General features: G+C 46.8%; 22 protein-coding genes and 1 tRNA gene. 19 read left to right on the top strand and 4 right to left on the bottom strand.

Annotation, left to right across the window (positions count from 1 at the left end):
• Positions 1–34 precede the first annotated feature (34 nt).
• The 3 genes from WC647_08835 to hfq all read left to right on the top strand — a co-directional run bounded on the left by WC647_08835 (position 35) and on the right by hfq (position 2,192).
• Positions 35–916, top strand: a complete 882-nt coding sequence (locus WC647_08835) for a 50S ribosomal protein L11 methyltransferase (GenBank protein ID MFA6222408.1) — start codon at positions 35–37, stop codon at positions 914–916.
• Positions 917–947: 31 nt separating this feature from the next.
• Positions 948–1,871, top strand: a complete 924-nt coding sequence (gene miaA, locus WC647_08830) for a tRNA (adenosine(37)-N6)-dimethylallyltransferase MiaA (GenBank protein ID MFA6222407.1) — start codon at positions 948–950, stop codon at positions 1,869–1,871.
• Between the two features lie 87 nt (positions 1,872–1,958).
• Positions 1,959–2,192: an RNA chaperone Hfq gene (hfq, locus tag WC647_08825; protein ID MFA6222406.1), complete on the top strand. Its 234-nt coding sequence runs from the start codon at positions 1,959–1,961 to the stop codon at positions 2,190–2,192.
• A gap of 99 nt (positions 2,193–2,291) precedes the next feature.
• On the opposite strand, the gene WC647_08820 is transcribed toward hfq, so the two are convergent.
• Both WC647_08820 and WC647_08815 read right to left on the bottom strand, forming a co-directional pair.
• Positions 2,292–3,080: an exodeoxyribonuclease III gene (locus WC647_08820; protein MFA6222405.1), complete on the bottom strand. Its 789-nt coding sequence runs from the start codon at positions 3,078–3,080 to the stop codon at positions 2,292–2,294.
• A gap of 65 nt (positions 3,081–3,145) precedes the next feature.
• A tRNA-Leu gene (locus tag WC647_08815) sits at positions 3,146–3,233 on the bottom strand.
• A 375-nt stretch (positions 3,234–3,608) separates the two neighbouring features.
• Here WC647_08815 and rsmH point away from each other — a divergent pair.
• The 16 genes from rsmH (at position 3,609) to WC647_08735 (ending at position 22,597) form a co-directional block, all read left to right on the top strand.
• Positions 3,609–4,487 (top strand): 16S rRNA (cytosine(1402)-N(4))-methyltransferase RsmH, encoded by an 879-nt coding sequence (gene rsmH / locus WC647_08810; GenBank protein MFA6222404.1) that lies wholly within the window; start codon positions 3,609–3,611, stop codon positions 4,485–4,487.
• Positions 4,488–4,498: 11 nt separating this feature from the next.
• Entirely contained in the window at positions 4,499–4,873 is a 375-nt protein-coding gene (locus WC647_08805) for a septum formation initiator family protein (GenBank protein MFA6222403.1), read from the top strand.
• Positions 4,860–6,839, top strand: coding sequence for a penicillin-binding transpeptidase domain-containing protein (locus WC647_08800; protein MFA6222402.1), 1,980 nt, complete (start codon positions 4,860–4,862; stop codon positions 6,837–6,839). The genes WC647_08805 and WC647_08800 overlap by 14 nt, the downstream gene beginning before the upstream one ends.
• Positions 6,840–6,841: 2 nt before the next feature.
• Entirely contained in the window at positions 6,842–8,422 is a 1,581-nt protein-coding gene (locus WC647_08795; protein ID MFA6222401.1) for a UDP-N-acetylmuramoyl-L-alanyl-D-glutamate--2,6-diaminopimelate ligase, read from the top strand.
• Between the two features lie 3 nt (positions 8,423–8,425).
• Positions 8,426–9,826 (top strand): UDP-N-acetylmuramoyl-tripeptide--D-alanyl-D-alanine ligase, encoded by a 1,401-nt coding sequence (gene murF, locus WC647_08790; GenBank protein ID MFA6222400.1) that lies wholly within the window; start codon positions 8,426–8,428, stop codon positions 9,824–9,826.
• 3 nt (positions 9,827–9,829) lie between these two features.
• Complete coding sequence (gene mraY / locus WC647_08785) at positions 9,830–10,906, top strand: phospho-N-acetylmuramoyl-pentapeptide-transferase (protein MFA6222399.1); 1,077 nt, start codon at positions 9,830–9,832, stop codon at positions 10,904–10,906.
• A 90-nt stretch (positions 10,907–10,996) separates the two neighbouring features.
• The gene (gene ftsW, locus WC647_08780) at positions 10,997–12,151 is read left to right on the top strand and encodes a putative lipid II flippase FtsW (protein ID MFA6222398.1); all 1,155 of its coding nucleotides are present in this window, start codon (positions 10,997–10,999) and stop codon (positions 12,149–12,151) included.
• A complete protein-coding gene (gene murG, locus WC647_08775; protein ID MFA6222397.1) occupies positions 12,148–13,233 on the top strand; it encodes an undecaprenyldiphospho-muramoylpentapeptide beta-N-acetylglucosaminyltransferase in 1,086 nt (361 codons plus the stop codon). Before ftsW ends, murG begins: the two co-directional genes overlap by 4 nt.
• Entirely contained in the window at positions 13,230–14,636 is a 1,407-nt protein-coding gene (murC, locus tag WC647_08770; protein ID MFA6222396.1) for a UDP-N-acetylmuramate--L-alanine ligase, read from the top strand. Before murG ends, murC begins: the two co-directional genes overlap by 4 nt.
• Complete coding sequence (gene murB, locus WC647_08765) at positions 14,626–15,564, top strand: UDP-N-acetylmuramate dehydrogenase (protein ID MFA6222395.1); 939 nt, start codon at positions 14,626–14,628, stop codon at positions 15,562–15,564. The genes murC and murB overlap by 11 nt, the downstream gene beginning before the upstream one ends.
• Positions 15,557–16,396 (top strand): FtsQ-type POTRA domain-containing protein, encoded by an 840-nt coding sequence (locus WC647_08760; GenBank protein ID MFA6222394.1) that lies wholly within the window; start codon positions 15,557–15,559, stop codon positions 16,394–16,396. The genes murB and WC647_08760 overlap by 8 nt, the downstream gene beginning before the upstream one ends.
• A 4-nt stretch (positions 16,397–16,400) precedes the next feature.
• Entirely contained in the window at positions 16,401–17,633 is a 1,233-nt protein-coding gene (gene ftsA / locus WC647_08755; protein ID MFA6222393.1) for a cell division protein FtsA, read from the top strand.
• Positions 17,634–17,803: 170 nt separating this feature from the next.
• Positions 17,804–19,018 carry a cell division protein FtsZ gene (ftsZ, locus tag WC647_08750; GenBank protein ID MFA6222392.1) on the top strand — a complete coding sequence of 405 codons (1,215 nt, stop codon included), beginning with the start codon at positions 17,804–17,806 and terminating at the stop codon, positions 19,016–19,018.
• A 228-nt stretch (positions 19,019–19,246) separates the two neighbouring features.
• Positions 19,247–20,809, top strand: coding sequence for a radical SAM protein (locus WC647_08745; GenBank protein MFA6222391.1), 1,563 nt, complete (start codon positions 19,247–19,249; stop codon positions 20,807–20,809).
• Positions 20,810–21,104: 295 nt separating this feature from the next.
• Positions 21,105–21,635: a general stress protein gene (locus tag WC647_08740; protein MFA6222390.1), complete on the top strand. Its 531-nt coding sequence runs from the start codon at positions 21,105–21,107 to the stop codon at positions 21,633–21,635.
• A gap of 71 nt (positions 21,636–21,706) precedes the next feature.
• Positions 21,707–22,597, top strand: a complete 891-nt coding sequence (locus WC647_08735; GenBank protein ID MFA6222389.1) for a hypothetical protein — start codon at positions 21,707–21,709, stop codon at positions 22,595–22,597.
• A 154-nt stretch (positions 22,598–22,751) separates the two neighbouring features.
• Here the strand turns inward: WC647_08735 and WC647_08730 are convergent, their stop codons facing one another.
• Together WC647_08730 and WC647_08725 are read right to left on the bottom strand one after the other, a co-directional pair.
• Positions 22,752–22,943 (bottom strand): hypothetical protein, encoded by a 192-nt coding sequence (locus WC647_08730; protein ID MFA6222388.1) that lies wholly within the window; start codon positions 22,941–22,943, stop codon positions 22,752–22,754.
• A 257-nt stretch (positions 22,944–23,200) separates the two neighbouring features.
• Positions 23,201–23,398: a hypothetical protein gene (locus tag WC647_08725; GenBank protein MFA6222387.1), complete on the bottom strand. Its 198-nt coding sequence runs from the start codon at positions 23,396–23,398 to the stop codon at positions 23,201–23,203.
• Positions 23,399–23,447: the final 49 nt, after the last annotated feature.

Below are 23,447 nucleotides of genomic sequence, written 5' to 3'. Positions count from 1 at the left end.
AGCGATCGACAAATTTATTAGGCGGGAACCAAACATGCCGGAGACTTGGATCACATTGGAAATAGAGGTTTCGAATCAGGCGTCTGACTCGGTGTCGAATTTTCTTTTAGATATCGGCGCAGGTGGTTGCGTGATCGAAGATCTAAACCTGGATCTCGTAAAGGTTGTGGGCTATCTCAAGACTGAGCAGTGGCACGCATCAAAGGAGAAAACGGAAACCTTTCTTAAGAGCCTAAAGGTCTTTTTCCCTTTTATCCAGGAACCGATGATTCATATAAGTCCTCTAAAACAGGAAAACTGGGCTATAGCCTGGCAGGACCGATTCAAGCCTATGAAAATAGGAGTAAGATTAATTGTAGCCCCTCCATGGGACCAACCTGAAGAAACCGAAAACAAGATTGTAATTATCATCGAACCTGCGGAGGCATTTGGCACAGGCACTCATGAAACTACCCAAGGCTGTTTGATTCTTCTGGAACAAACAATTGAAAAAGTTGTCCGTGACTCGAGAGGCTGTAGCGTGCTCGACATTGGTTGTGGCTCAGGGATTTTGGCTTTAGCCGCTGTGAAATTGGGAGCCGCTCCCGTAATAGCCGTGGATAGCGATCCTGTGGCGGTATATTCCGCCAAAAAGAACGCGGGTCTAAATGGGGTGGCTGAGTTAATCGAAATCAAATTGTCAAGTCTAGCCCAACTTTCCCGTAGCGCAGATGTGGTAACAGCGAATCTGGATTTTCGCTCATTAGTTGACGCAGCCCCGAAGTTGGCGGAGCTTTCCCGGAAATATTTGATAATTGCAGGTGTCACCAGAACGGATTGGGATGAAATGAAAAGAACATTCCGTGAAACAGGACTGAAGCTTGAAAAAGAAATTGTGGACAAAGAATGGGGTTCCGGCCTGTTTTCTCATGTCTGAGCGGTCATCTCGACGTTATTGTGTTTGAAAGATGTTTGCGAAGCCCAAGATAATCATTCTCGGAGGACCAACAGCCTCAGGGAAAACATCCGTGGCGCTCGAATTGGCGCGTGGGATTAAATCTGCTATTATTTCTGCGGATTCTATTCAGGTCTACAGATTTTTAGATATCGGCTCGGCCAAGCCGTCACGATCTGAACGAGAAAGAGTCCCCCATTACATGCTGGATATTAGATATCCTGACGAAGATTTCTCAGCGGGAGACTACGTCAGGGAGGCCAGATCGGCAATTGCAAAAATTGTTGAAAAATCGGCGCTTCCACTTGTGGTTGGCGGTACAGGTTTGTATATTAGATTATTAAGAGGAGGAATAGCGGATCTTCCTCGGGCTGACTCTACATTGAGGTCACGGTTACACGGGATTGAGGAAGTGGAAGGAACGGGAAGTCTATTTCGCCGACTGGAAGTTGTTGATCCTTTGTCGGCTCAAAGCATAGGGCCCTGTAACTACACTCGAATTTTAAGAGCCTTGGAGGTATTTGAATTAACGGGTAAACCGATTTCATATTTCCACAAGCAACACGCTTTGAAAGATTGTCCTTACGAAATTCTTTACCTGGGACTCAGTCCTGAACGTGAAAAGCTCTATCGATCAATTGATAATCGTGTAGATAGTATGTTAAATGAAGGTTTGTTAGATGAGGTAAAGGATTTATACGACAAGGGATATTCCCGAGATCTTAAGTCTTTGCAATCTCTTGGGTATAGGCATGCAGGGATGGTTCTTTCCGGAGAAACGGACATTTCGGAAGCGGCAGTATTAATGAAGAAAGATACCCGTCATTACGCCAAGAGACAGTTGACATGGTTTAGATCAGAGCCCGATGTTAGATGGTTTGATCCTCAAGAAATCTCGACTATCGGGGTTGAGGTTGATAACTTTCTCGGACACTAATGGTGATCCGAGAGTTTCCCCAACGAGTGAAAAACGTTTTAAATATAAAATGGTCACTCGAGGGATTATTATTTAGGGGGCGCTCAGATGCCAAAAACTCATTTTAATATTCAAGACCAATTCTTAAACCAGGTCCGCAAAGCCAGAATTGAGATAGAAGCCGCGCTGACTTCAGGCACTTCAATAAAGGGCTTTGTTCGAAGCTTCGACAGTTTTTGTATAATAGTAGAAGATTCCGAAGATACCTATCTTGTTTATAAGCATTCGCTCTCGTTGATTAAACCGGCCGAAAGGGGAGTCAAGATACCGGGGCTGGTTTGATCATCAATCTACAGAGCGTATTTGAAAATGCTTGGCCCGGATCATCACGGGTGTGGATCGTTCCCCGGAAAGTGGGCCCGAATCTCAAATAAAACTGGTTTAAAAACTGGTTGGAGTTTCTAGTTCTATGCCAACCGGGCAATGATCCGAGCCCTCGACGTCTGTCAGTATAAAAGCGCGTGTGACAGATGTTTCCAGATCGGGGCTGACAAAGACATAATCAATTCTCCAACCTATATTTCTACTCCTCGCGCCGCTTTTCATGTCCCACCAACTGTACTGAACCAGGTCGCTGTTTAGCATTCTAAACGTGTCCAAATAACCTGTGGCCATGGCCTTGTCAATCCACTGTCTCTCTATAGGCAGGAAACCGGAGACCTTTGAGTTTTCTTTCGGTCGAGCCAAATCAATCTCATTGTGAGCTGTATTCACATCACCCAGAAAGACTATTTTCCGTCCTCGGGCTCGTAGCTCTTCTATGTAATTGAGAAAGGCGTCATAAAAATCGAGTTTGTATTTTAGCCTTTCAGCGTTCATCTTTCCATTTGGAAAATAAACATTCAGCAATATGAATTCTCCGAAATCAAGCTGAAGAAAGCGTCCTTCGGAATCGAATTCAGGGATGTTCATTCCGTGCTTCACATCGTGAACCGAAATTTTCGAATAAGTCGCAACACCGCTGTATCCTTTACGGGACGCGCTACTCCAGTATGAAGCGTACCCGTTCGGAGAAAGAAGATCCTCCGACAACTGGTCCTTGCTAGCCTTGGTTTCCTGAATACAAAGGACATCAGGACTCTCCCTCTGGAGCCAATCTACAAAACCCTTTTTGTAAACCGCCCTGATGCCATTGACATTCCAGCTTAGTATCCGAATCAACCTTGACATGGGATAAACCCTCGGAGAAAAAATGAAAAACCCGGCGCAATGCGGCCGGGATCATGGTTAGGATTTGGTGCCGAAGGCCGGACTCGAACCGGCACGAGCTTTCGCCCGCCACCCCCTCAAGATGGTGTGTCTACCAAGTTCCACCACTTCGGCTTGAGCAGCAGTATATTTATCAAACTCACTATCGTCAAGAGCAAAAGATCATGGGAAATATCCGACAGGAAATTCGGGTATCTAAGGTTGTAATTATAAACAGTGACTATAAAAACCAATCATTTTAAATAAAAAGATAAAATATTTCAAGTAAAAATCGCTTGACATATCAACTATAACTTTATAATCTTTTTTTAAGGCGTCTCAGTTTTATGCATGTAGAGCAGTCAGTCGGTAATCTTGTCTGATATCTTATAAGTAAAGTCAAACCGATATGGATAATTGTTAAAATTGAAGTGTCGCTCAGCCTGACCGAATAGCGATATTAGTAATAAGACCGGCAGACCTTGAGGAAACAGACGTTGGAGAACAAAATTGCATCAACCCGTCCTGATAAAAGAACTCATCGAATTTCTGGCTCCCCGGCAGGGGGGAGTCTATGTGGATGGATGTCTGGGCGCAGGTGGGTATGCTGAAGCTATTCTCGAAGCTTCGGGGCCGGATGGCAAATTATTCGGTTTTGATATCGATGAAGAGGCGTTAAGCAGAGCCCAGGCCAGATTGCAAAACTACGGAGAACGTTTTACCTGTCGGCACGCCGGATACCACGACGCACAGTCAATTCTGAAATCAATCGGGGTAGGAAAGGTGGACGGAATCGTGGTCGATTTAGGATTGAGTTCGGACCAATTGGATGATCCCCTGAGAGGTTTCAGTTTCAGGTTCGCCGGTCCGTTAGACATGCGTTTCGATAGGGCTGCAGGAGACTCTGCCGAAGATTTGTTAAAAAATATAAGTCGAGCTGAACTCGAAAAGATAATTCGTGAATACGGTGAGGAGCCCAGAGCGGCAAGAATTGCTCAGAGACTTAAAGAAAGCGCGAACGGTGGAGTTCTTACAAATACCCAGGAACTCTCTAATGTTGTGTTAAGAACAATAGGCCGAAAAAGAGGTAAAATTCATCCTGCCACCAGGGTCTTCCAGGCACTGAGAATCCTGGTCAACAACGAGTTGGGAAATCTGGAAAAGGGACTCGAAGAACTCCCAGAGATATTGAACCAACACGGTCGTCTAGTCATTGTGTCATACCATTCTCTGGAAGACAGGATGGTAAAAAGATCTTTTAGGGAAAAATCCCGGAAGAGCGAACGCTGGCAAATTCTTACACCCAAGCCTTTGCGACCTTCCAGGGAGGAGTTACGAGACAATCCTAGATCAAGATCCGCAAAGATGCGGATAATCGAGGCTCTGTAAACTTCTGACAAATGCAGGACACTCAATGGAAGAAACTCGACACTGGATCAGCCTCTTCAGGTGGATCAACAACAAGCAAGGAAACTGCTTCTCAAGATCAAACCCCGACATCAAGGGTGTCGAGAATTATTCTATGTTCTCTCGTGGGAGTTCTACTAATTTTGCTCCTCGTTGGTTTGTTCAATGTATGGACGAGAATGGCCCTTGTTCAGTTGGGATACGAGATTTCAGCGTTGGAGAATAAAAACAAAGAACTTAAGAGTCGTGCCAGAGAACTAAGTCTTGAATTGTCATCTTTGGAATCGCCTGTTGAACTTGAAAAAAAAGCAAGGAAGCAAGGACTGAGGTTACCGTCTGTTGGCAGGATAATCCATGTTCCGGAATGAAAAATCAATAAACTGGATGGTCGTGAGAATCGCCATTGTGGCGTGCGTTTTCGCTGTCGCATCAGCGGTCCTGATTGCGCGTGCATATCGGCTACAGATAGTAGATTCCGATACCCTCAAGAAGAGGGCCGAGAAACAGCGGGCCATGAACATTCATCTGGAAGCGCGAAGAGGTTTTATATTTGACAGAACAGGTGAACAACTGGCCGCAAGCCTTGAAGTTGACTCTGTTTATGCGCGTCCCAGAAAATTGGTAGACCAATCAGAGAGAACCCAGACTGCCGATACGCTTTCCAGAATCCTTGACATGGACAAAAAGGAAATTCTCAACAAACTTGATGAACCTAAACCTTTTGTCTGGATAAAAAGAAGAGTGTCGCCTGTCACGGCGGAAAAAGTGCGCAAAAGCAACCTGTCGGGAATATATACTGATCCGGAATACCAGAGATTTTATCCGCTCAAAAACCTGGCTTCTCACACAATCGGTTTCGCTGGGATAGATTCAAGAGGGTTGGAAGGGCTTGAATTATTTTATGATAAGTTTCTTAAGACAGCGCCCATTCCTGTAACCGCGCAAAAAGATAATTTGGGACGACGGATCATGTTCGCTGCAACGGACCGGTCGCCGGAACGCAACGATGTTCACATTACTCTTGATCGTAACATTCAGTTCATAGTAGAGCGCGAGTTAGAAGCGGCTGTGAATCGCGAACACGCGAAAAGTGGCGTCGTGATTGTATTGGATGAAGATTCAGGGGAGATTTTAGCTTTAGCGGTTCGTCCTACTTTTAATCTAAACGTTTTTGAACAGTCGGCGGCAGGCTCTCGAAGAAACAGAGCCGTGGCCGATATTTTTGAGCCAGGCTCCACCTTCAAGGTTTTTCTAGCGGCTACTGCGCTTGATCTGGGGAAGGTGAACAGGTCCGACGTATTTTTCGTGAATAATGGATTATATCGCTACAATGGCTCCGAAATTCATGATGTAAGTCCTCACAAAAACCTTACCTTTGATGAAGTACTAATTAATTCCAGCAACATAGGAGCAGTGAAGGTCTCAGAAAAAATTTCAAAAACCGAATATTACCACATGCTAAAGGAATTCGGATTTGGTTCATTAACTAACGTTGATCTTCCTGGTGAGAGACCCGGAATATTACCGAAGCCCAGTCACTGGTCGGTTCTTACAAAAGCCAACATGGCTTTTGGACAGGGCATCAGCGTTACGCCTATTCAGCTTGCGATAGGATTCGCCGCTGCGATCAACGGCGGAAAGCTCTACAAACCGCGTCTCCTCAAAAGTATTACCAACGCTTTGGGTGAAACAGTCTTTGATAACCCGGCGCTATTGCTGAGAAGGACCGTAAGTGAAGAAACTTCTTCGGCGCTGGTGGACATTTTGAGAAAAACCGTTGTTCAGGGCACAGGAAAAGGGGCCTCAATTCCTGGAGTAGACATTATAGGGAAGACAGGAACAGCCCAAAAAGCTGATTCTGCAGGTGGCTATTCCAAAGACAGATATCTCATGTCCTTCTTAGGAGCGATCCAAAGCGCTAAACCGAGAGTAGTCATTCTCGTGCTTATAGACGAGCCTGCATCAGGTAATGATCGAACTGGTGGAAAAGTTGCGGCCCCTGTTTTCAAAAGAATCGCCGAAGGAATTCTGGCTTTGTCTGGAAGTTCTCCTCGCTCCACGGGTCAGTTGGTCGAAAACAAGAAACCAGTCGGAAAGATCATTGACGCCTGTGTAACAAGCTTTAATCCAAAACCCGGAATGAAACCCGGTGAATGGGTAATGCCTGATCTAAAGGGTTCCGATATCAGAGAGGTTGTGGATGTTTGTGGCAAAATGAAATGTGATCTTTCGATTGAAGGAGTGGGCCATGTAGCCCGACAAAATCCGAAACCGGGCGAAACAGTTCGTGAAGGCGCCCCAATAAAGATTTCGTGTTCCGGAGGAATATATTGAGCGTGGTGTTGGCTGACATCCTGAAAGTTATCAAAACCCTGGAGATCTGGGGCAACCCTGATATTGAAATTAAAGGGGTTTCTCATGATAGCCGACAGGTGAGGCAGGACTATGCGTTTGTGGCCATCAAGGGAGACAAGGCGGACGGATGCGATTTTGTCGCCAAGGCTGTTGAGAATGGGGCAAAGGTCGTCATAGCGGAGGAATTACCCCCTAGAGGTTTTGATTTTTCCAGATGTGTCTGGGTGAGAGTCAAGAATTCACGTCAATGTTTGGGGCCATTCTCTTCATGGGTTTACGGAAGGCCTTCGGAAAACATTAGAGTGATTGCCATAACTGGGACCAATGGAAAAACTACGACAACTTTCTTGCTGGAATCGATCCTTAAAACAGCGAACTATGTCCCAGGAGTTGTCGGAACAATATCTCACAGATGGCCAGGGGTTGAGGTGTCCGCTGCCAATACCACTCCTGAAGCGTCTGACGTCCAGAAAATGCTTTCCCAAATGAAGAATTCAGGTGTCACCCATGCAATCATGGAGGCCTCCTCCCATGGTCTTTTTATGCGGCGTCTGGATGGTTGCAATTTCGACGTGGGCGTTTTCAGTAATTTGACCCATGACCATCTCGATTTTCATCAAAATATGGAGGCTTACTATGAGGCCAAGAAAATCCTCTTCACGGAACTGTTGCCTCTGTCCACCAAACAAGATGTATGTGCGGCAATAAACATAGATGATTCTTATGGTTTTAGATTGGCGAAAGAGACAAAGTCAGTTCCCACAATAAAATTTGGTTCGACGGATGATCCAGATATCTATCCCAGCCAGACTAAAATTTCTCAAGATGGAGTCAAGGCGCTCGTTCAGACTCCTGAAGGACCAATTGAAATTGAGTCATCATTAGTTGGAGCATTTAATCTGTCCAATATCCTGGCGTCGATTTCGGTGAGCCTAAAGTTGGGCATTCCCAAGGCGATAATTATTCAGGGGATAAAGAATCTGAAAACAGTACCCGGTCGCCTTGAGCGGGTAGATTCAAAACTAGGAGCCATATTTGTAGATTATGCCCACACTCCCAATGCGCTCAAGAACGTCCTGGACGCTTTACGAGAGGTTTGTTCAGGCCGCCTCGTTACCTTGATGGGGTGCGGAGGGGACAGGGACAAAACCAAACGGCCGGTTATGGGAAGGGAAGCGGCCGGTGGGAGTGACTGTGTAATAATTACTTCCGACAATCCTCGTAGTGAAGATCCTCTGGAAATAATAAACCAGATAGAACAGGGCGTCTTGTCTTTTGGTTTCAACAAAACGCTTGATGATCAAGTAAACGCTGACATCAAAAAAGGTTCCTATATCGTGATAACCGACCGGAAAGAAGCCATCAAGTGGGCCATGAACAGGATGGAACTCCATGACACGTTACTCTTGGCCGGCAAAGGTCATGAAACTTATCAAGAGATTAAAGGGATTAGATATCCTTTTGACGACAGGCAGATAGCTCTTCAAGAGTCTCGAGAGCTGGAAGCTTTTGTTTGCAGGGATAATGACTCACCAAGACCACTAAAAGGTACCAAGGCTTAGCAGATGAGATCTGAAGCTGGACCATATACAGTCAACAACATTTTGGAATCTACTTCTGGGGTCTTGCTTCAGGGCAGAGCGGACGCGGCTTTTGACGGAATTTGCACTGACACAAGGGAACTGGGGCCAAACGATCTTTTCGTTCCTTTAACAGGTCAGAATTACGATGGAAACAGTTTTGTGATTCCGGCCCTCGACGCCGGGGCTGGGGGAAGCCTGGTTAATTGCGATGTTCAATTGGAAATCCCTTATCACCTCTCCGATCATGTCCTGATTCAAGTTCAGGATACCCTCCGATCTTTGACCGACCTTGCATCAACCCACCGAAAAATATACCCAACCCCACTCATCGCGATTACCGGGTCCTCCGGCAAAACCACCGTGAAAGAAATGATAGGGTCTGTACTCAGAAAGCATGGGCCCGTAAAGATTACACTTGGAAACCTCAATAATTTGATAGGTCTGCCTATGACAGTTTTGGACATCCAACGTGATCATAAATTTGCGGTGGTGGAAGCAGGAATCAATCGCTTTGGAGAAATGGATCTCCTCGCAAAGGCCGCATCGCCTAATGTCGCTGTGATCACAAGTATCGGACAAGCCCACTTGGAAGGTCTTGGTTCTATAGAAAATATCGCCATTGAAAAATTCAAGCTCGTACAGGGGTTAGTTCCCGGTGGTTTAGGTATCATTCCTGAAAATAGTGAAGTCCTTAGAAAACTTATGGGGCGATTTAATGGGCGAATAGTTACCTTTGGTCGGACTAGAGGAGATTTCAAAGCTGACAATATAAAACTCGGAGTTCAAACCTCGTTTGAAATAGTCGGACCCTTTGGACGAACGGACATCAAATGGAACGTGATGGGGCTTCACAATATTTTGAATTCATTGGCAGCCTGCGCCGCTTGCCTGGAGTTAAAGATTCCGATTGAAGACATTCGAGAGGGCCTTCAAAATTTTAGGCCTCCTGCCTGGAGGATGGAAGTTACAGATCTGATGTGCTCAAGACAACTGATTCGTGACTTTTACAACGCTAATCCGCTTTCAATGAAAGCAGCCTTGGAAGCCTTGACCTTTTATCGTGGCAAACGGTCCGTTGTAGCTATTCTAGGAGACATGATGGAGTTGGGAGATCATGCGGCTGATCTTCACGAAGAAATCGGAGCCTTCGCCGGCAAAGCCTGTATAGACAGTATTGTCTATATCGGAGCTTTCAGGGATGATTTTGCCAGAGGATTCTTGTCTTCCGGTGGAGATGACAGCACGCTAAGGCTATTTTCTGATAAAGAGCGGGCTTGGGAATTTTTGAGAGGATCGATCAGCGATTTTCAACTAATTCTTGTTAAAGGATCTCGGGCTATGAAGATGGAATTGATCGCCGATCAAATCGAAAGGGAGATCTAGAAAATGCTGTATCACCTCCTTTATCCTCTAAATGCTGACTTAATCTTATTTAACGTTTTCAGATATATATCATTCAGAGCCATTATGGCTACCCTGACAGCCTTAATGATAAGCTTTCTCTTGGGCAGACCACTTATAGATTATTTGAGGGAATTTCAGATTGGTCAGATGGTTAGAGATGATGGTCCTCAGTCACACCTTGAAAAGACTGGCACACCTACTATGGGTGGTGTGCTCATCCTCTTTGCGATGACATTTTCCTGTCTACTTTGGGCAAGGCTGGACAATGTCTATGTATGGGTTGTGCTTGGTGTCACTCTTTCTTATGGCGCTATTGGTTTTCTGGACGATTATTTGAAGATCCGCAGGCAGAGCCACAATGGCTTGAGCGGCAAGCAGAAACTGGGGCTTCAGTTATTGATAGGCGGACTGGTTGGGTTGTTTCTCTGGATGGATCCATCATTCAAGACAACTCTCGCAGTCCCCTTTTTCAAAAACTTTCATCCCGATCTTGGCTTTTGGTACCCTATATTCGCCGCCCTGGTAATCGCTGGAGCTTCAAACGCGGTAAATTTGACGGATGGCCTCGATGGTTTAGCCATAGGGCCTGTAATGATATGCGCCGCCACCTACCTATTATTCGCCTATATTGCCGGCCACCTGAAACTGGCCCAGTATCTTCAGGTACCATACATTCCCGGATCTGGAGAACTCTGTGTAGTTTGCGGAGCAATGCTTGGCGCAGGCATGGGGTTCCTCTGGTACAACGCTTACCCGGCGGAAGTCTTTATGGGCGATGTAGGATCATTATCTCTGGGAGGACTTCTCGGAGCTGTAGCGGTAGTGACGAAACACGAAATCTTATTAGCCATTGCCGGTGGGGTATTTGTGATTGAAGCAGTATCGGTGATACTTCAGGTGGCTTCTTTCAAGACCACGGGCAAAAGAATTTTCGCCATGGCTCCTATTCATCATCATTTTGAACTCAGAGGCTGGGCTGAACCAAAGGTAATTGTTCGTTTCTGGATACTTTCAATCGTGTTTGCGCTCATTGCCATGAGCACGCTGAAACTACGATGACAAGGTACACAACCCGCTTAAGATAAGCCGAATCGAATTAGTCGCAGGTTATCAAGAGCATTGAAAACAAGAAACCGGAATTAGACGTTAATGACAATTCAGAGTCAAACAATTGCGCTAAAAGGGAACAAGTTATCATTTAGTGATCCCGTATTGCTATTTGTTACCATACTAATACTGACCTTCGGCATAGTCATGGTGACATCAGCGAGTTTCATGATAGCGTCCGCAAAGTTTGGCGACGGTTTTTATTATACGAAGAGACAGGGATTGGCAATGATTGTGGGATTGGGCTTGATGTTCCTTTTTTCCAGAATCAATCCCTTTTTCTGGCGGGATTCGGCCGCTGTGGGCCTTGGCTTATCTCTTTTGCTGCTGATTTTGGTTTTTGTCCCAGGAATAGGAGTTGAACTCGGGGGATCAAGGCGATGGGTTCGTCTTCCTTTGGGATTTTATATTCAACCTTCTGAAATAATCAAATATGCAATGATAATATTTTTTGCTCGTTCCCTTGCCAAGAAGGGCGAAGGAGTGAAGAGTTTCGCTATTGGTTTTCTCCCACATATATTGATCATGGCTCTCGTGGTCATGTTGGCGCTAGCGCAACCCGATTTCGGCCTGGCGGTAATTATTACAACTGTTGGTTTTCTGATGATGTTTGTAGCTGGAGTCAGGCTACAGCATCTTGTTGGTTCAGCCATATTGTGCCTGCCTTTTCTTTTCCAGATTGGAATGAGCGCTAATTACAGGTTTGCGAGAGTAAAGAGTTTCCTCAACCCTTGGGCGGACCCGTTGAGTACTGGCTTCCAGGTGATTCAAAGTTTGGTAGCTTTTGGGTGCGGTGGATTTTGGGGAGTGGGTTTGGGAAAAGGTATACAGAAGCTTTTCTATTTACCGCAGCCCCATTCAGATTTCATTATGGCCGTTGTCGGAGAGGAACTGGGACTGACAGGGGTGATTGTTATAATTCTGTTATTCTATCTCCTTATATTCAGGGGTTTGATGATAGCCATCAGGGCTCAGGACACATTTCTCAGATGTTTGGCTTTTGGTATTACCGCTTTGGTAGGGATTCAGGCCGTAATTAATATGGCCGTGACAATGGGGCTCACGCCGACAAAAGGGCTGCCTTTGCCACTTGTATCCCTCGGTGGCACTTCACTGATCAGCAATCTTGCGGGGATCGGCATCCTTATGGCCATAAGCGCCACGGCGTCGGCCAAAAAGGAAGGAGAGCGACGATGAAACTTGTTCTCGCCGGAGGAGGCACAGGCGGTCATCTTTTCCCTGCTCTCGCGATAGCCGAAGCTCTCAAGTCGGAAGATCCTTCATCTGACGTTTTGTTTGTTGGTACCAAAAGGGGAATCGAGGCAAAATTGATTCCTCAGACAAATTTTCCCATCAAGTTTGTCTCCGCTCGAGGAATCATGAGGACAGGGATTTTCAATTCCCTTCGCGCTGGTTTAGAGATTCCGATTGGGATCATTCAATCATTCAAAATCATTGGTGACTTCAAACCAGATTTTGTCTTGGGAGTTGGAGGATACGCATCTGCCCCCACGTTGGCGGCCGCCCTGATTTTGAACATCAAGACCGGAGTTCAGGAACAGAATTCCATAATGGGCGTAGCCAATAGAATGTTAGCCAAATTTGTCGATAAGATTTTCATTTCATGGGAAAACACAAAACCTTCAACCCCGCCGGAACGAACATTCCTGGTGGGTAATCCGGTAAGGAAGACATTGCTTGAGGAGCCGGAGCACAGTCCGGGAAATTCAGACAAATTCAAAATATTGATCTTTGGGGGCTCCAAAGGAGCAAACAGCCTCAATCTGGGCGTTATTGACCATTTGAGTCAACTCAAGCCAAAAAAAGGGCAAATCAAAATTGTTCATCAAACAGGGTCTGAGTTGTTCGAAAAAGTCAACGAAGCGTACCAAAAATCAGGGATTGAAGCAGAGGTAAAAGATTTTATAACAAACATGGGCTCATATTATTCATGGGCAGACCTTGTCATTTGTCGAGCCGGAGCGAGTTCCCTGGCTGAAATTACTGCAGTGGGCAAGCCTGCGATAGTAGTTCCTTTCCCATTCGCGGCGGAAGATCATCAAACCAAAAACGCTCAATGGCTGGAAAGCCGAAATGCAGTCAAAACAGTTAAAGATGAAGACCTAAAGCATGGCGCTCTGATTACCAAGATAATTCAACTGATGGAGAATCCTTCAAGTCTTGAATCAATGGCAAAAAACGCACGAATGCTTGGAAAGCCGAACGCCGCAAGGTCCATTGTGATTGAAATACTAAAGGACAAAAGGTTAGCTGCGTGATTGGCACATTATTCAAAAAGGTTAGAGATGTTCATTTCGTCGGCATCGGCGGTGTAGGGATGAGCGGAATCGCAGAGATTCTCCTTGCGCTCGGGTTCAATGTAAGCGGATCCGATCTGCAGGAGTCTCCCACGGTAATACACCTCAGATCTTTAGGGGCGCAGGTTCGTGTGGGCCATCGCAAGGAGCATCTCGATAAAGCGGATGTGCTTGTCTATTCATCAGCCGTCGCCGAAGACAACCCTGAAGTAGTAGCGGCCAGGGAAAGAAGGATCCCGGTTATCCCCAGGGCCGAAATGTTGGCTGAACTCATGCGGATGCAAACTTCTGTAGCGGTTGCAGGCATGCATGGGAAAACGACCACAACTTCCTTGATAGCCTCGGTAATGTCACACGCGGGTTTGGACCCCACTGTAGTAATTGGTGGTAAGCTTAATGCTCTTGGAGGAGGCGCTCATCTTGGTCAGGGTGATCTCCTTGTCGCTGAAGCGGATGAATCGGATAAGTCCTTTCTCAAGCTCTTTCCGACCATAGCTTTGATCACAAATATAGATCTCGAACATATGGACTGCTATTCGTCAATAGAAGAAATAAGATCGACGTTTCTGGAATTTATAAATCGGATACCATTTTACGGATGCGCTATCGTCTGTCTGGACGACCCGCACGTCCAGAGAATCATCCCATTAATTTCCAAAAGATTTTTGACTTATGGGCTATCTTCGCAAGCGCGAATCAGAGCATCCAAGCCCAGGTTGGAGAGAGACAGATCGGTTTTTCAGGTTTATCGGGAAAATTCCTTGTTGGGTGAAATAAGACTGCCTATGCCAGGAATGCACAACGTCGTGAATTCTCTCGCCGCTGTAACTGTTGCGGAACTCTTCGACGTTCCTTTTGCTACTCTAAAAGAAGCCCTGGAATCTTTTCCAGGAGTCCAAAGAAGATTCACGAAACGAGGGGTTGCCGCCGGAGTAACCGTAATTGATGATTACGGACATCATCCCGCGGAAATCAAGGCGGTGCTACTGGCGGCCAGGCAGATGGCCGACAAGCGGATAGCAGTTTTATTTCAACCACATAGGTATTCCCGTACCCAGGCTTTGTTTGATGATTTCCTCACAGCTTTTCACGATGCCGATCTGCTCTATATCATGGACATATATCCTGCCAGTGAAAAACCGATCGCAGGTGTCACTGGAGCGAAACTTTGTGAAGGCATTCGGGCCCGAGGACACAAGACGGCCCGTTTTTTGGGAGACAGATCCGGAATCGCCTTACAAATAGCTGGGGAACTCGAGCCTGGCGATATGCTCATTACATTGGGGGCCGGAGATGTCACAAAACTTGGCCCTCAGATTCTAGAACAACTCGAGAAAAAAAGAGGCGCTTCTATTGAAAACTAGCGAAATTAGAATTCAGCAGATCAGCGCTATATTAGGAGAACCTCCTTTGACCGGAGTTCCCCTGAAACACCTGACCTCCTTTCGGGTAGGAGGCCCTGCGGACATAGTTGCGTTTCCGCGAGACCCACAGTCTTTGTCTCGTTTGTTGTCCTTTTGCAAAACAGAAGGCATTCGGCATTTTATGCTTGGGGCCGGCACAAACGTGTTATTCCATGACGACGGTTTCAGGGGATTGGTGGTGTCCGGGCTTCGAATGAAAACTCTAACTTTCGAAGAGAAAGACTCCCGCAAAAACAAGATTATAGCTCAGGCAGGAGTACCTCTGCCTCTAGTCGTCTCAAAGGCATGTCGTTTAGGTCTTACAGGCATGGAGTCACTTTGGGGCATCCCCGGTTCGGTCGGGGGCTCAGTAGCGTGTAACGCCGGCGCAGGTGGGATTTCAGTGGCGGATCTAATTACAGAGCTTAAATTGGTGGATGCGCTAGGTTCAAGAACAAAGCTGCTAAAAGGTTCTTTTTCTTATGGTTACAGGAAGTTGAATTTGCCGTCCGGCTCTGTGGTGTTAGAGGCCGGGTTTGAACTCAACCCTGGAAAGTTGGATGAAATAGGGAAAAAGCTTACCGAATTTAGGGCTCATAGGAAACTGTCTCAACCTCGAGGATATCCGAATGCAGGCTGCATATTCAAGAATCCTTCAAATGCGATGCCGGCAGGCGCTCTGATTGAGAAACTGGGATTCAAAGGCTTCGAATGCGGAGGAGCTTCGGTTTCAACTGTCCATGCGAACTTCATCATCAATAGAAACAAGGCTAAAGCCTCAGATATTCTTAAACTTATAAATACAATCAGTGAAGCCGCCCAAGAAAAAGCGGGCATTGATCTCGAACTCGAAATACGAGTCGTTCATCCGGAAGAAAAAAATGTCTGAAGCTGCGCTCAAAGCAAATCTACAAGCCAACGATATTCCCGGTTCTGAAAAGGGCAAACCACCGCTGCTCTGGAATCGCGTGGCTTTGAACGTGTTGTTTTGGACTGGTATATGTCTGGATATATTTATGGCGCTTGTCCTTACATATCTCGTGGTGGTTCGATCCTCGTACTTCAACCTGAGCAAAGTGGATGTTTATGGAAACCATAGACTGTCAACTGAAGAAGTAATTGAAACAACGAAAGTAGAGAAAGGCGTAAACCTTCTTGATATAGATCTTGAATCAATAACACAAAGATTACGCCATCACCCGTGGATTCGTGAGGGAGCGGTTTCCAGGCGATTTCCCGGCCAACTCGTCGTTGAAATTGAAGAGAGGATTCCCCAAGGTATAGTTGCGAGTGAAAAGCTTTATTACATTGATGAAAACGCAAAAATATTTTCACGGATTTTACCCGGTGATTCTGTAGGGCTACCTCTATTTACAGGTATAAAACCGGATGAATTGCGCTCGAGCCCAAAAGAGGTTGAGGAATCACTGCTGTCAGGGCTCAAACTGACCGAACTTCTCGATCGGTCCGGTTCGGAAATCAACATCAAGGACATCAGGGAAATCAATATTAGTCATGATGATGGACTGACGTTAAAAATGAATTCAGGACAGGTGATTATTTTTGGTAACTCAGGTTTTGAGACCAAAATAGCCAGATATGAACGACTGAAGAGATTTCTTAAAAACAGGGGTCAATGGCGAAACGCACGGATAATTAACCTGGATTTTGAAGATCGAGCTATTGTTCGGTCTTCTGAAGATCCGCTTCTGCAGGGGTAAGAAAATGTCAAGAAGCGATAACATCATTTGCGGTCTGGATGTGGGGACCACAAAAATTTGCGCCATTATTGGAGAGTTAAACGCTGATGGCGCGGTGGACATCATAGGGGTAGGAACTTCTCCATCTAGAGGTTTACGCCGTGGCGTAGTTGTCAATATTGACCTCACTGTTTCCAGCATAAAAAAGGCTGTTGATGACGCCGAACTTATGGCTGGACGCCGAGTGGAGACCGTGTTAGCGGGAATTTCCGGCGGGCACATCAAAGGCATAAACTCCCATGGTGTAATAGCCATAAAAAACCGGGAAGTGACCACTCAGGAGGTATCAAGAGTAATCGACGCTGCAAGAGCAGTTGCGATACCTCTGGATAGAGAGGTAATCCATATTTTGCCGCAGGAATTCATGGTCGATGATCAGGGCGGCATTAGAGAACCGGTAGGTATGGCCGGTGTTCGCCTCGAAGCCAAAGTTCATATTATAACAGGAGCTGTTTCTGCAGCGCAAAACATCGTGAGATGCGCTCACCGCAGTGGCCTGATAGTGGACGACCTGATCTTGCAACAGATGGCGGCTTCTGAAGCGGTATTGTCTTCGGACGAGAAAGAACTGGGGGTCGCCTTGATCGACATAGGGGGCGGAACCACTGATATCGCTGTCTTTATTGAAGGAGCGATTCAACATACTGCTGTCATCCCTGTGGGAGGTGACCAACTCACGAACGACATAGCCGTAGGCTTGAGAACTCCGACAGGAGAAGCTGAGAAAATAAAAAAGCGATATGGTTGCGCCTTGGCCACTCTTGTAAATCGCGATGAGACAATACATGTCCCAGGAGTGGGAGGCCGGCAACCTCGGGTATTAGCAAGATCGGTTCTAGCTGAGATAACCGAACCCCGTTTGGAAGAGATAATAGGATTGGTAAGGAGAGAACTTGAAAAGTTCAACTTGTTGAGCGCTGTGGCATCCGGAATAGTGCTCACTGGGGGCAGTGTGGCCATTCAGGGTATAGCGGAACTGGCGGAACAGTTGTTTGATATGCCGGTTAGATTGGGCTATCCAACCGGTGTGAGTGGGTTGGTGGATGTTGTGAACTCTCCGGTTTACGCTACCGGTGTGGGACTGGTACTCTGGGGAGCTAGGCACGGATGCGCTGATCTAAGCTCTGCTTATGAGTCAGGTAAGGTTTTCAATAAAGTTTTTGAAAAAATGAGAAGGTGGTTTACTGAAGCTTTTTAAATTGGAATATCATGAATTTTCTGGCGAAAAGTCTTGGCTCGTGGTATGCGAATTCCGGTCTGTAATGTACTGACCGGACCAAGCGTTGTCGTTCGGGACCTTGACAATTTGATTGAGGCTCGACGGTCTGGAAGGTTTTGGTTGATATTAAATAGAGGAGGCGCCGGCTTATGCTGGACTTTGAAATTGAATCTAACCGCAGCGCATTAATAAGGGTTGTTGGAGTTGGCGGTGGTGGTGGAAACGCCGTTAATAACATGATTCGCGCCGGTTTAAATGGAGTGGAGTTTGTTGCGGCGAACACCGACGCTCAAGCGCTCCAGCACAACCAGGCTCCGCTAAAATTACAGATTGGCAGACAACAAACCCGCGGACTTGGAGCCGGGGCGGACCCTGAAATTGGCCGTATAGCCGCCAATGAAGATTATGAAGCCATAAGAGACGCTTTAGAAGGGTCTGATATGGTTTTTATTACAACGGGTCTAGGTGGCGGAACAGGCACAGGAGCGGCCCCTATAATAGCCCGAATCGCCAGGCAGGAAGTAGGCGCCCTCACCGTGGCTGTGGTGACCAAACCATTTCTGTTTGAAGGCAAAAGGCGCATGCGCCAAGCGGAAGAAGGCATAGAGACACTTCGTAGAGAAGTTGATACATTGATCATTATTCCCAACCAACGGCTGCTTTCACTCAAAAAAGACATCTCGTTTCTGGAAGGATTCAGAAGAGCCGACGATGTCCTTATGCAGGGCGTGAGAGGAATTTCAGATTTAGTTACCATAAACGGTTTGATCAATCTTGATTTCGCGGATGTCAAGACCATTATGCAGGAAAAAGGTGTGGCGCTTATGGGCACAGGCTCAGCCACAGGCGAGGGACGTATTGAAGAAGCCACAAGAATGGCTATTAACAGTCCGTTGCTTGAAGACGTTTCCATGTCCGGCGCCAAGGGAGTACTAATAAACATTACCGGTTCATCGAACATGTCGTTGACTGAGATCAACGACGCTGTCTCCATAATCCAGAATGAGGCTCACGATGACGCGAACATAATATTTGGAGCTGTAATAGACGAAGACATGGGAGACGCCGTAAACGTAACTGTAATCGCCACTGGTTTTGGACGCAGCGAGAGCGGTTTGATCGACAAAACGGATTCTCTCCTTTTTGCTAAGTCTCCAAGCCCGTCAACAGATGAAAATAAAATTGACCGATCAGCGGCCAGGACGATCATTCCCAATGAGCCCAGAGATTCGCAGATTCCCGCTTTTATTAGAAAGAGCCAGAGAGAAAAGGGTAGTCGGCATTTGAACGTAGTGGATGATTTCTCAATTGACGGCGAAGAAGATCTTGATATTCCCACCTTTCTACGAAAACATGCCGAATAGACCATCAAAAGTCTTTCATCATAAGTCAGGGGGACGTCCTGTTCCCCCTGACAGTCTGGAAAGTTTTTCTCCGGGCAATCTTCAATCAATATACATTTGTCGTCATTGAATATGAGGCAAAGAATCGCCACTAAGCCTAAACGCCACAAATTGGGCGCCCGTTCGCCTATAGCGCTGGTTTTCCCAAATACGCGAAAAGTTGGGTTGAGTAACTTGGGATTTCAATTCTTGAGAAGCACACTGGAGCAATCAGGAATATTCGCCCCTGAGACTTTCTTTGTAGATGAACAGTTTTTGAAACGGCCAACAGACTTGACTTCCCGGGTTTTGGAAGGAGATCGGGCTTCACTGAAACGCTTCCCGATAGTCGCTTTCAGCATCCCTTTTGAAAATGATTACTGGATTGTGCCCAGGACGTTGATCAGCGCCGGGATTCCTCCGTTGAGAAAGGACAGAAGACCTGTGGACCCCTTGGTCTTGGCCGGAGGCGTTTCCGTATCCATGAATCCTGAGGCTCTGGGTGAATTTCTCGATCTTGTCTTTATCGGTGAATTGGTTGGGGCCATAGATGATCCAAATGGCTTATGGAATTTGCTAAAAGAGTTTTGCGAGTCAAGATCGGCCACAAGAGACCGACACGAATTTTATAGGAATTTCAAGGATGTTCAGGGGGTATACGTTCCTGAATCCTACAATTTCAGGTACAAAGATGACGGAACAATATCGGTTATAGAACCGGAGCCTGGGTTTCCAGACAGAATCACAGCGGTAAAAAGATTATCTACGCTGGATGCGCCTCCCCTCATCATACTTGATGATTTCCCGACAGAGTTTAAAAATTCCTGTCTGGTCGAGGTCAACCGTGGGTGCGCCAGGGGCTGCGGATTCTGTTCAGGAGGCTGGATTCATCGGCCTGTGCGCCATTACAAATATGACAGTATAAAAAATGGCCTTGCCGAAGCAATCAAGGCCAGAAAGACCATTGGGCTAATTGGTTCCGACCTGGCTTCTCATCCGGACCTGTCAAATATGCTTAACGACATCGCTGATCAAGGTGGCAAGTTTTCACTATCATCAATACGGCCGGAAGGTCTAAATGATGAAATCATAAAACGCATTGTGGAATCAGGCCAAAAAACAGCTACGCTCGCGCCGGAAGTCGCTTCGGAACGTTTGAAACGGGTCATAGGGAAACAAATTCCCAACAAACTCTTTTTTGAACTGATCGAAAAATTGGTTTCCGCAGGCGCCCCAAACCTCCGATTCTATTTTATGATCGGTTTACCCACTGAAACAGAAGAAGACGTGAAGCAAATAATAGAGTTTGTCCTTGAGTCGAGAGAAATTTTTCTCAATTCTTCGCGAAAAATGGGGAAAATAGGACGAATAGGTGTCCAGCTAAACGCCTTTGTGCCGAAACCCTGGACTCCTTTTCAATGGACTGCGGCTCTGTCTAAAAAAGAATGGGATCATCGCATAAAAATAATTGAAGACCGGTTGCGAGGCGTTAAAAATCTTGTCGTCAGACACGAATCTACCCGCATGTCCGAGATTCAGGCAGTACTAAGCAGGGCTGACCGTAGAATTTCCAGTGGCGTAAAACTGATGGCCGAACAGGGTAAGTTAGGCATGTCATGTTTTGCAGGAGCCGACCCGGATGTCAAATTTTACTCTGAACGTACGCGAGGACCAGAAGAGATTTTCCCGTGGGACGTAGTAGACCACGGGGTTCCCAAAAAGCTCCTTCGGGCAAGATTCGAGAAGGCCATTCCATCGGGGAAGGATATTTGACAATATACTTACCTAAAATTGATCAAAATAGATGCAAGAGACATTACTTTTGCGTTAGAATATGCCCTAAAGAAGTTTTTGAGATCGAGAATGAGGAAGTTCAAGTGTCAAATCCTGCTGCCTGCAACGGCTGTGAGGCCTGTGTGGCTGAATGCCCTGAAGATGCTATAATCGTGACTGAAACGTGATAGAATATTCGATGGTTCTTGATTTGATGTGGTAAAGACACCTAAACAGATTAATGGGTCACTGCGATCGATAATCAACCAAAATTTTTATGTGCGGGAGCTTAATCATGGAACAAAAAAATTCAGTTGTGGGAATTTACAAAAGCCACCTGGAAGCCGAACAATCCGTAAATGAACTTCAAAAAACAGGGTTTGACATGAGCAAGCTATCCATAGTGGGTAAAGATTACCACACTGAAGAGCACGTGGTTGGTTATTATTCAGTCGGTGACAGGATGAAAGCCTGGGGGAAACTGGGAGCCTTTTGGGGTAGTTTGTGGGGCCTTCTGTTTGGGGCGGCGTTCTTTTTTGTTCCAGGTATAGGTCCGGTCGCCGTAGCCGGTCCACTAGTGAGCTGGATTATAGCAGCCCTGGAAGGGGCGGTTGTTGTTGGAGGTCTCAGCGCTTTGGGAGCTGGGCTTTTCAGCATGGGAATTCCCAAGGACAGCATCATAAAATATGAAACTGAACTGAAAGCGGAAAAGTTTTTGTTAATAGCTCATGGGGGCGTAGAGGAAATTAGAAAAGCCCAGCAGGTCCTGGAGAAAACTTCTGCCGAAGAAGTGCGCCTGCACACATCCAATCAAGCCGCCGAATGAGGAGATAATTTAATTAGATACGGGGTCGCAACCCATTAATTTCAGCGACCAATTATTCATTAGTGAATTCAATGGTAACTATTCTGAAGCATATCAGGATATTGGCGCATGTATCACTCTTGATTTTTGTTGTGATGGCGCCTTCCGTACGTGCGGAGTTTCTTCCATGGAACATTCCCGTCAACTCATCATTTAGGGTTGGCTACCTGTACGGCTCCCAAGTGGTGAGCAGCGCCTCCGATCAATATTCCGGCAACACTGTTCAGCTTGATATCTCCTTTGGGTTTCCCATCCTTTCAGGCGCGATTGAATTGGCGCCTATCAACCGGCTCTCCGTCCGTATGATCGGCGATGTGAGCGTGTATGGACAGCAAAATATAATATATGGCCCCTGGTGGACGCCAACTTCCGGAGCGCCAAACGGTTTATACTCGGACGCAAGGCCCGGATACGTCGGCGTTGAAGCTGCGGGCCTGTTTGATGTCTGGAGATCAGCAGGACATCGTTTCGGTGTAATTGGGGGTTGGCGACGGGAATACTGGTGGTATAACGATGAGGAAACAAGCGACATGAACGCCAGTGTCGGGTCTCATGATGATGTCACTTCAACAATTCCTTTTGTTGGCCTCTGCGCCGAAATGGCGTACCCAGGTTGGCGGTCGACTTTTGAATTTCTGACATCCCGATTCGTCTACAAAACTTTAAACGGTTCGGTGAGACAAAACCAATACGGGGAATACCACTGTGTCGCCCAGGACGGTGTATTGCTCGAGGGCCGGATACAGGGCATGGCCCCAATCACGAGTAACCTTTTGCTAGGACTGTATGGGCGCTACAGCTATCAGAATGTAGCAGGGGGCTTTGACGGACTAAAAGACTCTATTGTAACTCGGTCGCTGGATGTTCATGTTGTGGAGAACACTCTGACTTTGGAGCTTCAACTGACCTTTTTTTTCTGGTAAGGCCGGTTGCGGATGACCAACGCTCGGGACATGGCAGCTTGATGAGATTAGGGAGAGGACACCAGAGCTGACATGCCCCAATTGATAAGGAGTCCGCCTGTCGCATTTGGCGAGGCCTAGCTCCCTGCGGACTCCAATTCTTGTATGTAGTCCGTTACACCGGATGGGGGCTCTCTCCCCTGGTGCATGAGGTTGCTGTGACCCCTGATCCGGTGCCGCAATAACCTTGGGCGTTCTCTCCACTGGCGCAGTTTCCAGGTTGCCAGCCGCCGCTGACGCCTTCCAACTCGTCACCTTCCCCGTGTGATTCTGGTTTTTCGTAATCGTCTTTTTTCTTGTCCGCCATGTTGCCAATCCTCCTACGAGTGGATCCTGGTTAGCTCTGTAGCGAGCTACCGTATCTTGTCATCGAAGCTCGGAGTGAAATCGCCTCAGTGAAACTTCTGAGCCTTTCCCACATATTCCATGAAATTGGGGGAGCGACTTATTTTAGACACCCCCGATCCAATAAAACAGTAACTGGCTGCTGATTGGCCGTCTCTGCGCTTGACGCCCAAGTTGTCGCCGCCGCCCCTGCCAACTCCAATTCTTGCGTGTCGCCCATTACACCGGATGGGGGCTCTCTCCCCTGGTGCATGAGGTTGCTGTGACCCCCGATCCGGTACCGCAATAACCTTGGGCATTCTCTCCACTGGCGCAGTTTCCAGGTTGCCAGCCGCCGCTGACACCCTCCAAATCATCACCTTCCCCGTGTGACTCGGGTTTTTCGTAATCACCTTTTTTCTTTTCTTCGTCCGCCATAGCTGTAATCCTTTCTATCCGTGGATTTGACACCTCTTGAAAACGAGGG

Source organism: Desulfomonilaceae bacterium (assembly GCA_041662605.1).
GTDB lineage: Bacteria > Desulfobacterota > Desulfomonilia > Desulfomonilales > Desulfomonilaceae > CAJBEZ01.
This window is presented reverse-complemented; position numbering and strand designations above follow the sequence as displayed.

Excerpts from the sequence above, each read along its gene's own strand:
- WC647_08835 (MFA6222408.1), top strand. The coding sequence starts at position 35 with ATGCCGGAGACTTGGATCACATTGGAAATAGAGGTTTCGAATCAGGCG.
- miaA (MFA6222407.1), top strand. The coding sequence starts at position 948 with ATGTTTGCGAAGCCCAAGATAATCATTCTCGGAGGACCAACAGCCTCA.
- hfq (MFA6222406.1), top strand. The coding sequence starts at position 1,959 with ATGCCAAAAACTCATTTTAATATTCAAGACCAATTCTTAAACCAGGTC.
- WC647_08820 (MFA6222405.1), bottom strand. The coding sequence starts at position 3,080 with ATGTCAAGGTTGATTCGGATACTAAGCTGGAATGTCAATGGCATCAGG.
- WC647_08805 (MFA6222403.1), top strand. The coding sequence starts at position 4,499 with ATGCAGGACACTCAATGGAAGAAACTCGACACTGGATCAGCCTCTTCA.
- WC647_08800 (MFA6222402.1), top strand. The coding sequence starts at position 4,860 with ATGTTCCGGAATGAAAAATCAATAAACTGGATGGTCGTGAGAATCGCC.
- murF (MFA6222400.1), top strand. The coding sequence starts at position 8,426 with ATGAGATCTGAAGCTGGACCATATACAGTCAACAACATTTTGGAATCT.
- mraY (MFA6222399.1), top strand. The coding sequence starts at position 9,830 with ATGCTGTATCACCTCCTTTATCCTCTAAATGCTGACTTAATCTTATTT.
- ftsW (MFA6222398.1), top strand. The coding sequence starts at position 10,997 with ATGACAATTCAGAGTCAAACAATTGCGCTAAAAGGGAACAAGTTATCA.
- murG (MFA6222397.1), top strand. The coding sequence starts at position 12,148 with ATGAAACTTGTTCTCGCCGGAGGAGGCACAGGCGGTCATCTTTTCCCT.
- WC647_08760 (MFA6222394.1), top strand. The coding sequence starts at position 15,557 with ATGTCTGAAGCTGCGCTCAAAGCAAATCTACAAGCCAACGATATTCCC.
- ftsA (MFA6222393.1), top strand. The coding sequence starts at position 16,401 with ATGTCAAGAAGCGATAACATCATTTGCGGTCTGGATGTGGGGACCACA.
- ftsZ (MFA6222392.1), top strand. The coding sequence starts at position 17,804 with ATGCTGGACTTTGAAATTGAATCTAACCGCAGCGCATTAATAAGGGTT.
- WC647_08740 (MFA6222390.1), top strand. The coding sequence starts at position 21,105 with ATGGAACAAAAAAATTCAGTTGTGGGAATTTACAAAAGCCACCTGGAA.
- WC647_08735 (MFA6222389.1), top strand. The coding sequence starts at position 21,707 with ATGGTAACTATTCTGAAGCATATCAGGATATTGGCGCATGTATCACTC.
- WC647_08730 (MFA6222388.1), bottom strand. The coding sequence starts at position 22,943 with ATGGCGGACAAGAAAAAAGACGATTACGAAAAACCAGAATCACACGGG.
- WC647_08725 (MFA6222387.1), bottom strand. The coding sequence starts at position 23,398 with ATGGCGGACGAAGAAAAGAAAAAAGGTGATTACGAAAAACCCGAGTCA.